This is a genomic window from Bradyrhizobium sp. TM239, from assembly GCF_036247985.1.
In the GTDB taxonomy this organism is placed as follows: domain Bacteria; phylum Pseudomonadota; class Alphaproteobacteria; order Rhizobiales; family Xanthobacteraceae; genus Bradyrhizobium; species Bradyrhizobium ottawaense.
The window spans coordinates 150,243-161,409 of sequence record NZ_BTIR01000011.1; the positions used below are offsets into that span (position 1 = coordinate 150,243).

Annotated in this window: 9 protein-coding genes; all 9 read right to left on the minus strand. The window is 62.9% G+C overall.

All coding sequences use genetic code 11. The features are described 5' to 3' along the window. Positions 1 to 15: 15 nt before the first annotated feature. The gene (locus AABA84_RS19155; RefSeq protein WP_246549925.1) at positions 16 to 3,006 is read right to left on the minus strand and encodes an autotransporter outer membrane beta-barrel domain-containing protein; all 2,991 of its coding nucleotides are present in this window, start codon (positions 3,004 to 3,006) and stop codon (positions 16 to 18) included. Positions 3,007 to 3,326: 320 nt separating this feature from the next. Next, complete coding sequence (locus AABA84_RS19160) at positions 3,327 to 4,367, minus strand: aliphatic amidase (RefSeq protein WP_212243804.1); 1,041 nt, start codon at positions 4,365 to 4,367, stop codon at positions 3,327 to 3,329. A gap of 43 nt (positions 4,368 to 4,410) precedes the next feature. Continuing rightward, complete coding sequence (locus AABA84_RS19165) at positions 4,411 to 4,788, minus strand: FmdB family zinc ribbon protein (protein ID WP_212243803.1); 378 nt, start codon at positions 4,786 to 4,788, stop codon at positions 4,411 to 4,413. A 94-nt stretch (positions 4,789 to 4,882) separates the two neighbouring features. Then, complete coding sequence (gene fmdA / locus AABA84_RS19170; protein ID WP_212243802.1) at positions 4,883 to 6,112, minus strand: formamidase; 1,230 nt, start codon at positions 6,110 to 6,112, stop codon at positions 4,883 to 4,885. Between the two features lie 28 nt (positions 6,113 to 6,140). Next, positions 6,141 to 6,830, minus strand: a complete 690-nt coding sequence (gene urtE, locus AABA84_RS19175) for an urea ABC transporter ATP-binding subunit UrtE (protein ID WP_212243799.1) — start codon at positions 6,828 to 6,830, stop codon at positions 6,141 to 6,143. A gap of 10 nt (positions 6,831 to 6,840) precedes the next feature. After that, positions 6,841 to 7,596 carry an urea ABC transporter ATP-binding protein UrtD gene (gene urtD / locus AABA84_RS19180; protein ID WP_338312763.1) on the minus strand — a complete coding sequence of 252 codons (756 nt, stop codon included), beginning with the start codon at positions 7,594 to 7,596 and terminating at the stop codon, positions 6,841 to 6,843. Positions 7,597 to 7,661: 65 nt separating this feature from the next. Next, a complete protein-coding gene (gene urtC / locus AABA84_RS19185) occupies positions 7,662 to 8,804 on the minus strand; it encodes an urea ABC transporter permease subunit UrtC (RefSeq protein ID WP_212243793.1) in 1,143 nt (380 codons plus the stop codon). Between the two features lie 17 nt (positions 8,805 to 8,821). Then, positions 8,822 to 9,748: an urea ABC transporter permease subunit UrtB gene (gene urtB / locus AABA84_RS19190; RefSeq protein ID WP_018316774.1), complete on the minus strand. Its 927-nt coding sequence runs from the start codon at positions 9,746 to 9,748 to the stop codon at positions 8,822 to 8,824. 131 nt (positions 9,749 to 9,879) lie between these two features. Further along, positions 9,880 to 11,139, minus strand: coding sequence for an urea ABC transporter substrate-binding protein (gene urtA, locus AABA84_RS19195; RefSeq protein WP_338312764.1), 1,260 nt, complete (start codon positions 11,137 to 11,139; stop codon positions 9,880 to 9,882). Positions 11,140 to 11,167: the final 28 nt, after the last annotated feature.

An 11,167-nucleotide genomic window follows, 5' to 3' on the forward strand; every position in this document is an offset into this window, starting at 1 on the left:
GGCGGTGACCACCCCTCACCAGGCGTAGCGCACGACGCCCTTGCCGGCGTAGGAGCGGGTGAGGTTCGAGAACTCTCCCTCGAAGGTCGCCGACGCAGACCAGCCGTTCATCCAGTTCATCTGCGCAGATGCGGTGGTCAGAGCCGAATCGCGCGCCTGGGCGGCACCGTTCACGACGAAAGCCGATCCCGGCAGCGTCTGGAAAACAGCGCCGACGGTGCGGTCCGGGTTGTAGTCATGCGCCCAGGCGAGGCGGCCGCGCAGGGTCAGCAGGCCGCCGGCCGCGGCAAACGACCTGTCCGCGCGCAGGCCGAGTTCGGTGCGGGTGCTGGTCACGTCCTTGGCGGCATAGTTGAGTGCGAAGACGTTGCTGCCGACCACGGCTGCCTCTGCATAGCTCGGAAGGCTGAACAAGGTGGCCTGGAGCGCGGCATAGGGCGTGACGCCGGCCCACTGCATGGCATAGCGATAGCCGCCCTCGATGCGGCCCGAGAGCGCATTGGCGTTGAACTGCGCCCGCAACTGGTCGTAGCCGGCCGCGGTCACGACGCGGTTGGTCGTGACGTCCTGCCAGCCATAGGCGAGCGCCGCCGTGATGTAGGCCGGCCCGGCCGTATGACGCACGAACGCGCCGGCCTGGAAGAGATCGGAGCGCCCCCAACCGAGTCCGCTTACATTGAAGCCGGTTCCGCCGCCCGCGAGCGCAAAGCCCGCAATCGTCGACGGCGAGAAGCGGTAATCGAGGCCCACGGCAGTGCCGTAGACGCTGCTGCTCGTGTTGTTCGAGCCGAGGCCGGCATTGCCGTCGGTGGTCTGCGAGCCGCCATAGCCGGCCGCCCACACATCCCAGCGCTGCTCGAACGTTACCGCCGGTGCCTTGCGGTAGATCGAGGCGAAGGCGTCGCGCGCGCTCTTGTCGCGCGCATTCGCGTCCGCGGCAAATGGCGACGCGCCGGGCGTGCCGCTGCGTCCGGAGCTGAAGACGTCGGTCAACAAGCTCATGAACAGGTTCATCGCATTGAACGTCGTCTCCTGCGATCCCGTTACGGATTCACCCGAGGCCTGCGTCAGGCCCCCGGGACCAAGGCCCGCGAGTTCGGCCCGCAGGAAGCCGTTGGTGTTGAAGAAATTCTGAAGCGTCGTGGCGACGTTCTGCTGGTTGACGTTGAGCGCGTATTTCGCACCGTAGTTCAGCGTGAAATCAAGGAAGACCTCGTTCGACCCAACGGTCGTCGTGCCGATGAGGCCACCCGGCGCGGCAACGCCGGAAAAATTGCCAGCGGCGGTGCCGAAAAATTCCATGATCGAATAGTGCTTCATCACCGCAGCGCCAGGATACAGCGCGACGCCGACAATGCCGCCCAGCGCGACATTGCCCGTGACGAGAGCATGGCTCGTACTGGATCCGCTGCCGACCTGCACCGCATAGACCGAGCCGGACTGAAGGGTGAGATCGCCCTGAACCTGCATGCTCGAGCCCGGGCCGCCGTCGCCGGGCGCATAGATGCCGCCGTTGGCGATGAGGGTATTGCCGACGATTCCGGCGCCGAACAACGCACCGCCTGCATTCACGGTGGTCAGGCTCGACTGCGAGATATTGCCATCGACCCGCAGGATGCCGCCGTTCACCGTCGTGGTGCCGGTGTAGGTATTCGTCCCCGAGAGGATCAGCGTGCCGCTGCCGACCTTTTCCAGCGAGCCGGGGCCGGCGGGACCGCAACCGCAGGTATCACCGATGACGCCGCTGACCTCGGTCGAGAGGTTGTTACCGCCGACGACGAGGGTATTGCCGCCGCCGATGTAGTAGAAGCCGCTGCCTTCGATCGATCCTGCGGTGATGCGACCATCGCCGGCCGGACCGGTGCCTCCACCGAAATCGACGACGCCGGTCCCGGTGGTGATGAAGCGTGCGTTGCCGCCGGTGGAGTTGTCGAAGAATTCGGTCCTGCCGCCGTCCTTGGTGATGATCGTGGCATTGCCGGCCGTGGTGAACGCGCCGAAGTCGGTGAGACCATCCGCTTCATTGATGATGGTTGCATTGCCGGCGGTCGCCGTGTCGGAGCCGGCGAACGTCCCGAACACGGTCCCGCCAAAATCCTTGTTCACGATCGTCGCCGAGCCCGCCGAAGATTGCTCGATGAATATCGTGCCGCCGCCATTCTGGTTGGTGATGTTGGCCGTGCCTGCATTAGTCCGTCCGAAGAAGCCGATCAGGCCGCTGTCATTGATGATGGTGGCCCGACCGGCCGTCGCGGTGTCGGCTCCACCCCCGAGCGGATCGCCGAAATACACCTGGCCGTTGTTGGTGATCACGATCGAACTGGCGGAGCTGGCGTTGAGAAAGATCGTCGTGCCGGAGAAGTCGTTCAGGATCGACGTGATCCCCGACGTGTCGGCATTGACGATAGTGAAGAGGCCTTCGTTGGTGACGGCGCCGACAATGCTCGCGGTATGGGTCGCGTCGCCGAGCTGCAGGGATCCGCAATTGCAGATGAAGGTGCCACCGGCATAGGTATTGGCGCCGAGCAGCGCCAGGATACCTGAGCCCTGAACATTGATCCCGTCGCTGCCGACGATGCGCGAAGCGATGATGGCCGACGGATCGCTGGTGCCGGTCACGTCATTGGTGACGAATATGGTGCCCCCCGAGGCCAGCCTGAGATCGCCGCCCTGGATGGTGTAGATCGAACCATCGGCAGTGAGGTCGAAACCCACGAGACCGGTGAGCTGAACACCTCCCGGTGTGACCGTCACCGTGCCGCCTGTGGCCGGTGTCGAAGGACCGCTGCTGCCGAATAGCGTGCCGACTGACGCGGGATTATAGGCGGTGCTGACCGCGCCGAAGAAGTCGGTCCAGTTGGTCGTGGTGTCGTCCCAAACGCCGCCTCCGCCGTTGACGGTGCCGTTCGGCGTAGTCTGAGATCCGTTGAAGACCTGTTGTGCCTGGACGGGATCGATCAGAGCGATCGCGCTCAAGACGAGGCCCGCCCCGGATGCCGCGCGCATGACCGCGGCACTCCGAAGCAGGCAACCCCGCCCGCCTGCTCGCAACCAAGCCCCCAAAGCTCGTCCCCCAACCTGCGGCGCTCCCCAATGGCGCCGCGGGAACTTAGGCGATGAAGGCGGGCGGTAGAACTACGGAGGCATGAGAATCCGCCAACGCGACCGCAACTCGGGCAGATTCAACAGCCCATGTTGCAGCCGCGCCACGATTTTACCGAGAGCGACCCCGTCCCGCCCATAGGCGGACGCGCCAGAACGTTCGCCATTATGGACGGCCATTCACATCCCTGGCTTGTCGTCCCACGCGTGGCACCGGCAGGGGCTCAATAGTTGCTCGGAGAGGACCCATTCGGGATGCCGTCGATCGGACACTCATCGGTCCCCGGCGTCGCGCGGGTCATGGCCTCGACCATGTCGCGCGTGCCCTCGGGGTCTTTGATCCAATTCTTGTAGAAATCATACGGGCAGGCTGCGACGCCGCGCGGGCTTTCGCCGGAATTGATCATGCCGGTGTAGCCGCGGTGAACCAGCTTGTAGAGATGGTTCTGCGACTGGCCGTTGCGGCGCGCGTCGCGGATCAGATGTTTCGACAGCTGCGCGTATTGGATGCCGTAATCCTCCTCGCCGCATTCGCCGAGCGTGCGGCCGTCGAAGCCGATGATCGCGGAGTGGCCGAAATAGGAATAGACGCCGTCGAAGCCGGCGGCATTGGCGACCGCCACATAGACATTGTTGGCCCATGCCATGGCCTTCGAGATCAGGACCTGCTGCTCCTTGGCCGGATACATATAGCCTTGGCAACGCACGATCAGCTCGGCACCCTTCATGGCGCAGTCGCGCCAGATCTCCGGAAAATTGCCGTCGTCGCAGATGATCAGGCTGACCTTCATCCCCTTCGGACCCTCGGAGACATAGGTACAATTGCCGGGATACCAACCCTCGATCGGCACCCATGGCATGATCTTGCGGTACTTCTGCACGATCTCGCCCTTGTCGTTCATCAGGATCAGGGTGTTGTAGGGCGCCTTGTGCGGATGCTCCTCATGGCGCTCGCCGGTCAGCGAAAACACGCCCCACACCTTGGCCTTGCGGCAGGCCTCGGCGAAGATCGCGGTCTCTTCGCCGGGCACGGCGCATGCCGTCTCGTACATCTCCTTGGAGTCGTACATGATCCCTTGCGTGGAATATTCGGGGAAGATCACGAGGTCCATGCCGGGCAGGCCGGACTTCATGCCCACCACCATGTCGGCGATCTTGCGGGCGTTGTCGAGCACCTCCGCCTTGGTGTGCAGGCGGGGCATCTTGTAGTTCACCACCGCGACGCCGACGGTGTCGTTGCTGCTGGAAATGTCGCCGTGAAGCATTTGAGCGCTCCTGCCTTCTATTCGTTCGAGGTCATCGCGGGCGTTAGTGGCTGATCATCCAGGGCCGCGCCGTGGGGAAACCCTTGGCGCCGCTTTTGGTCTTGGTCACCAGTCGCGCCGGCTTCTTGCTGTCCGGGGCGCTCTTGTCTTTCGCGGTCTTGCCCGACGAGCAGCAACCGCAGCCTGGGCCGTGCGAGGCCTTGTATTGCGCGAGCGTCTGCGGCGCGTGGGTGCTGCGCTCGTTGACGGCATGCGCCTTGCGCTTGTCCGACGGCATGCAGAAGAATTTCGGCGCGGTCAGGATCACGCGCGGCGCCGAGGTCTCGCAGTGCGGACAGCTTTGCGGATCGTCGCACTCGGCCATCGGGCGCAGATCCGTAAAAGGTCCGCAGTCGTCACAGAGATATTCGTAGACCGGCATCGCATGATCCCCACGCTCTTGGCTGTTCAGAAATGATCCGGCGGCGGGTGCGGGGCGGCAGAAAGACGCCGCCCCGCATCCTGTCGCGCAGGGACTACTTGTCGGGCGAGATCGGCATCTGGATATCGCCGGTGATGTGCTTGATGGGACCTGCCGCCGACGGCATCACGTCGAAGTCGAAGATCTCCGTCGGCAGCCACAGCGTGGCGCAGGCATTGGGCACGTCGACAACACCCGAGATGTGGCCCTGGCACGGCGCGGTGCCGAGGATCGAATAGGCCTGGGCGCCGGAATAGCCGAACTTCTTCAGGTACTCGATGGCGTTGAGGCAGGCCTGGCGATAGGCGATGTGGACGTCGAGATAATGCTGCTTGCCGGCCTCGTCGACCGAGATGCCCTCGAAGATCAGATAGTCCTTGTAGTTCGGCGTGATCGGCGATGGCTTGAAGATCGGATTCTTGATGCCGTATTTCGCCATGCCGTCCTTGATCACCTCGACCTTCAGATGCAGCCAGCCGGCCATTTCGATGGCGCCGCAGAAGGTGATCTCGCCATCACCCTGGCTGAAGTGCAGATCGCCCATCGAGAGACCCGCGCCGGGCACATAGACCGGGAAATAGATCTTCGAGCCACGCGAGAGGTCCTTGATGTCGCAATTGCCGCCATGCTCGCGCGGCGGCACGGTGCGCGCGCCTTCCGCGCCGATCTTGTCCTTGACGTCGCCCTTGGCACGGCCGCCATGGGCGGTCGCCGCGAAGGGCGGATTGGCAAGGCCCGGCACGCGGGTCGGATTGGTCGAGATCAGCTCGGCCTCGCGCTTGTTCCAGGTCTCCAGCATCTTCGGATCCGGAAGACAGCCGATCAGGCCGGGATGGATCAGGCCGGCGAAGTTGACGCCAGGCACGTGGCGCGAAGAGGTGTAGAGACCCTTGATGTCCCAGATCGACTTCTGCGCCAGCGGGAAGTGGTCGGTGAGGAAGCCGCCGCCATTCTGCTTGGAGAAGAAGCCGTTGAAGCCCCACAGGCTTTCCTTCATCGGGCCGACGTCGAGCAGGTCGACGACGAGGAGATCGCCGGGCTCCGCGCCCTTGACGCCGATCGGGCCCGACAGAAAATGCACGATCGACAGATCGATGTCGCGCACGTCGTCGGCGGAATCGTTGTTCTTGATGAAGCCGCCGGTCCAGTCATAGGTCTCGATGATGAAATCGTCGCCGGGATTGACCCAGGCCACGATCGGGATGTCGGGGTGCCAGCGATTATGCACCATGTCATTTTCGTAAGCCGACTTGGTGAGATCGACCTTGATCAGTGTCTCTGGCATCGAGATGCTCCCCTTTTACTACGGTTGGTTAGACGGACAGATATTTCGAGACCTGCGCGGCATCGACGGCGTGGCGCGGGTCGTCGCGCACGATCTCGCCGTTCTCGATCACCAGCACGCGGTCGGCGATGTCGAGCGCGAAGCTCAGGACCTGCTCGGACACGACGATCGAGAGCCCCTTCTCGTCGCGAATGCGCTTCAGGGTTCGCGCCATCTCCTTGATGATGGAGGGCTGGATGCCTTCGGTCGGCTCATCCAGCAGCAGGACCTTCGGCTTGGTCGCGAGCGCACGCGCGATCGCGAGCTGTTGCTGCTGGCCTCCCGACAGATTGCCGCCGCGGCGGCCCTTCATCTCGAGCAGGACCGGAAACAATTCGTAGATGTCGCCGGGCACCTCGGATTCGCCCGCGACCACGAGGCCGGTCTCGATGTTCTCCTTCACTGTCATGGTGGAGAAGATCATCCGGCCCTGCGGCACATAGGCGAGGCCCTTGGCGACGCGCTCGTAGCTCTTGAGGTTACCGAGCTCGGCGCCGTCCATGGTCACCGAGCCGCTTTTCGCGGGCAGGATGCCCATCAGTGACTTCATCAGCGTGGTCTTGCCCATGCCGTTGCGGCCCATGATCGCCACGATCTCGTTGGGCGCGACCTTGACGTTGAGCCCGTGCAGCACCTCGCTCTGGCCGTAGGCGACGTGAAGATCTGAAATTGCCAGCATGAAGCGCTCCTTAGTGACCGAGGTACACTTCGACGACCTTGGGGTCGTTCTTCACCTTCTCCATGGTGCCATCGGAGAGGATCTGGCCCTGGTGCAGCACGGTGACCTTGTGGGCGATGTCTTCGACGAACTTCATGTCGTGCTCGATCACCAGCACCGAACGGTTCTTGATGATGCGGTTGAGCAATTCGGCGGTCTTGGCGCGCTCGGACACGCTCATGCCGGCGACGGGCTCGTCGAGCATCAACAGGTCCGGATCCTGGATCAGCAGCATGCCGATCTCGAGCCATTGCTTCTGGCCGTGGCTGAGCTCGTCGGCGTAAGTATTGAGCTTGTCCTTGAGGAAGATCATCTCCGCGACCTCCTCGACCCGATCCTTCACCGGTTGGTCGCGCTGAAAGGTCAACGAGCCGAACACGGTGCGGCCGCGCGGGAACGAGATCTCGAGGTTCTCGAACACGGTGAGGTCCTCGAACACCGACGGCGTCTGGAATTTGCGCCCGACGCCGGTTTGCACGATCTCGTTCTCCTTCATCTTCGTGAGCTCCTTGCCACGAAACTGGATCGAACCCGAGGTCGCCTTGGTCTTGCCGCAGATCAGGTCGAGCACGGTGGTCTTGCCGGCACCGTTGGGACCGATGATGACGCGAATCTCGTTCTCCTCGACGTAGAAAGAGAGATCGTTGACCGCCTTGAACCCGTCGAACGAGACGGTCAATCCGGAGACAGCGAGCAGGAAGTCCTTGGGCTGATGACCGACGAGCATGATCTACCTCCTCACTGCCAGCGTGGCATCGGCATCGTGATGACCGACGAGCATGATCTATCTCCTCACTCTGCCGGTGCGCCGTCGGCGACCGAATTGTCGTTCCAGCCCGGCTTCCGCTTGCGCGAGACGAACAGCCGATCGATGCGCGGCTGGACGTAGTCGGCCCAGAGCCCGGACAGACCGTTCGGGAAGGCGAGCACGACCGCGATGAACAGCGCGCCGAGGCCGAACAGCCAGAGTTGCGGGAAGGATTCCGATAGGCTGGTCTTGGCGAAATTCACCAGGATAGCGCCCCATATCGCGCCGAAGATCGACATCCGCCCGCCGACCGCGGTGTAGATCACCATCTCGATCGACGGCACGATGCCGACGAAGGACGGCGACATGAAACCGACATTGAGCGCGAACATGGCGCCGCCGATCGCGGCGAACACCGCCGCCATGCAGAAGGCAAAGATCTTGAAGTTGGCAACGCTGTAGCCGGAGAAGCGGACGCGGTCCTCTTGCTCGCGCATCGCCACCAGGATGCGGCCGAGCTTGGTCAGCCGGATGAACTGCGCGATGCCGATGCAGGCGAACAGCAGCACCACCTCGACGAAGTACAGGATGACCTTGGCGTGGTCGGGCCGGATGTCCCAGCCCTTGAGGGTGCGCAGATCAGTCATGCCGTTGATGCCGCCGGTATAGCCCTGCTGCCCGACGATCAGGATGGTGAGGATGGCGGCGACGGCCTGGGTGATGATCGCGAAATAGGTGCCGCCGACACGGCGCTTGAACATCGCGGTGCCGATGATCAGGGCGAAGATGCCGGGGACCAGGATGATGGCGAGGATGGTAAAGGTGAGGCTGTGAAATGGCTGCCAGAACAGCGGCAGCGACGTGATCTGATTCCAGTCCATGAAATCGGGGATGCCGGGCGTCGACTGGATCTTCGTGTTCTCGACGCTGGAAGCCTCCAGCTTCAGGAACATCGCCATGCAGTAGCCGCCGAGACCGAAAAACACGCCCTGGCCGAGGCTCAAGATGCCGCCATAGCCCCAGCACAGCACGAGGCCGAGCGCGACAAAGGCGTAGGTGAGGTATTTCGCGACCAGGTTGAGGCGGAACACATCCAGCGACAGCGGCAGGATCACGAACAGCACGGCGGCCAGAACGATGAAGCCGATGAGCTCGGACCGGTTGAAGAAGCGTGAGTTGATGATCATGACTTGCCTGCTTCTCGTTACTTGCGGACTTTGAGGGCGAACAGACCCTGCGGCCGCAGCATCAGGATGCCCACGACAGCGAGCAGCGTCAGGACCTTGGCCATCGAGCCCGACATGAAGAATTCGAGCGTCGATTGCGTCTGCGAGATCGAGAACGCGGAGGCGATGGTGCCGAGCAGGCTCGCGGCGCCGCCGAATACGACGACCAGGAACGTGTCCACGATGTAGAGCTGTCCGGAGGTCGGCCCGGTCGAGCCGATCATGGTGAAGGCGCTTCCGGCGATCCCGGCGATGCCGCACCCGAGCCCGAACGTGTAGCGGTCGACCTTCTCGGTGTTGATGCCGACTGCGCCGGCCATGATGCGGTTCTGCACCACCGCACGGACCTGGCGGCCCCAGCGCGACATGTACATGACGTAAGCGACCGAGAGCGTGATCAGCACGGTGAGACACATCACGAAGACGCCGTTGATCGGCACTTCGATGCTGTCAGTGACGTGCAGCGATCCCAGCATCCATTGCGGCAACTCGACGCCGACCTCACGCGCGCCGAACACGGAACGATAGGCCTGCTGCAGCATCAGGCTGAGGCCCCAGGTGGCGAGCAGCGTATCGAGCGGGCGCTTGTAGAGATGCCGTATCAGCACCCATTCCACCAGCATCCCCAATGCGCCGGATGCGACAAAGGCCAGGATCATCGCGAGGAAGAAATATCCGCTGAACAAGCCAGGCAAATAGGACTGGAAGACATTCGAGGTCATCCAGGTGACGTAGGCCCCCAGGATCATGAACTCGCCATGGGCCATGTTGATGACGCCCATCTGGCCGAAGATGATGGCAAGCCCGAGCGCCATCAGGACGTAGACCGAGAACAGGATCAGTCCTGCAAAGCCTTGCATGACGAAGATGGAGCCAAGGTCACCAAGCGAATAGTCGCCGAACATCGATGTTCTCCGTCAGGGAAAGGGTCCCGCGTCGCGAGCAGGTTCGCGACGCGGGGGTCTTGGGCGTGGATTTGCTGTCCACGCCAGGGAGAGGCTTGGTGTTTGGAAGAAAGCGCGACTGCGAGCGCTTCCTACTGGTAGCCCTTCGGGAACGGATCCGGCTCGACGAGATCGGCGGTCTCGTAGATCAGCTCGAACTGGCCATCTAGCTTGGCGCGTCCCACCCGGGTCTTCGACCAGAGGTGATGGTTCTCGTGGATGCGCACATAGCCTTCCGGCGCGCCCTTGAACTCGACGCCGGGCGAAGCCGCTGCGATCTTGTCGACGTCGAAGGAACCCGCCTTCTCCACCGTCAACTTCCACAGCCACGGGCCGAGATAGGCAGCCTGGGTGACGTCTCCAATCACCGTCTTCTCGCCCCACGCCTTCTTGAACGCCGGCACGAATGCCTTGTTGTTCGGATTGTCGAGCGACTGGAAGTACTTCATGCAGGCATAGGCGCCCGCGATGTTCTCGCCGCCGATGCCGTCGATCTCGTCCTCGGTCACCGAGATCGTCAGCAGCGCTTGCTTGGAGAGGTCGATGCCGGCGGCCTTGAGCTGCTTGTAGAACGCGACGTTCGAGCCGCCCACGACGTCGGTGAAGATCACGTCGGGCTTGGTCAGCTTGATCTTGTTGATGACCGAGTTGAACTGGGTGTTGCCGAGCGGATAGTATTCCTCGCCGACCACCTTGCCCTTCAGCACGTTCTCGACGTGCTTGCGCGCGATCTTGTTCGAGGTGCGCGGCCAGATGTAGTCGGAGCCGATGAAGAAGAACGACTTCGCGCCCTTCTCCTTGGCGATCCAGTTCAGGCCCGCGAGAATCTGCTGGGTCGCTTCCTGCCCGGTGTAGATGACGTTCTTGGACTGCTCGAGGCCTTCGTAGAAGGTCGGGTAATAGAGCATGCCGTTATACTGCTCCATGACGGGCAGCACGGCCTTGCGCGAGGCCGAGGTCCAGCAACCCATGATCGCCGCGACCTTGTCGTTGACCAGCAGCTTCTTGGCCTTTTCGGCGAAGGTCGGCCAATCGCTGGCGCCGTCTTCCTGGATGAACTTGATCTTGCGCCCGAGCACGCCGCCGGCGGCATTGATCTGCTCGATGGCAAGCTTTTCGGCCTCGATCGACCCGGTCTCGGAGATGGCCATGGTGCCGGTCGCCGAATGCAGGATGCCGACCGTGACCTCGGTGTCGGTGACCGCAAGGCCCGTGGTGTTGACCGCCGAGGTTGCCGGAGCCTGCGCAAAGGACGCCCGCGGCAGCATCGTGATGGCCGGCACGGCGGCCATCCCCATCAATAGTTTGCGCCGGAGCGGCGACAAAAGGCCCTTGGTTGGTTCGTCTGACATGAGCACCCCACTTTTGTTCGAGGACACG

Excerpts from the sequence above, each read along its gene's own strand:
- AABA84_RS19155 (WP_246549925.1), bottom strand. The coding sequence starts at position 3,006 with ATGCGCGCGGCATCCGGGGCGGGCCTCGTCTTGAGCGCGATCGCTCTG.
- AABA84_RS19160 (WP_212243804.1), bottom strand. The coding sequence starts at position 4,367 with ATGCTTCACGGCGACATTTCCAGCAGCAACGACACCGTCGGCGTCGCG.
- AABA84_RS19165 (WP_212243803.1), bottom strand. The coding sequence starts at position 4,788 with ATGCCGGTCTACGAATATCTCTGTGACGACTGCGGACCTTTTACGGAT.
- fmdA (WP_212243802.1), bottom strand. The coding sequence starts at position 6,112 with ATGCCAGAGACACTGATCAAGGTCGATCTCACCAAGTCGGCTTACGAA.
- urtE (WP_212243799.1), bottom strand. The coding sequence starts at position 6,830 with ATGCTGGCAATTTCAGATCTTCACGTCGCCTACGGCCAGAGCGAGGTG.
- urtD (WP_338312763.1), bottom strand. The coding sequence starts at position 7,596 with ATGCTCGTCGGTCATCAGCCCAAGGACTTCCTGCTCGCTGTCTCCGGA.
- urtC (WP_212243793.1), bottom strand. The coding sequence starts at position 8,804 with ATGATCATCAACTCACGCTTCTTCAACCGGTCCGAGCTCATCGGCTTC.
- urtB (WP_018316774.1), bottom strand. The coding sequence starts at position 9,748 with ATGTTCGGCGACTATTCGCTTGGTGACCTTGGCTCCATCTTCGTCATG.
- urtA (WP_338312764.1), bottom strand. The coding sequence starts at position 11,139 with ATGTCAGACGAACCAACCAAGGGCCTTTTGTCGCCGCTCCGGCGCAAA.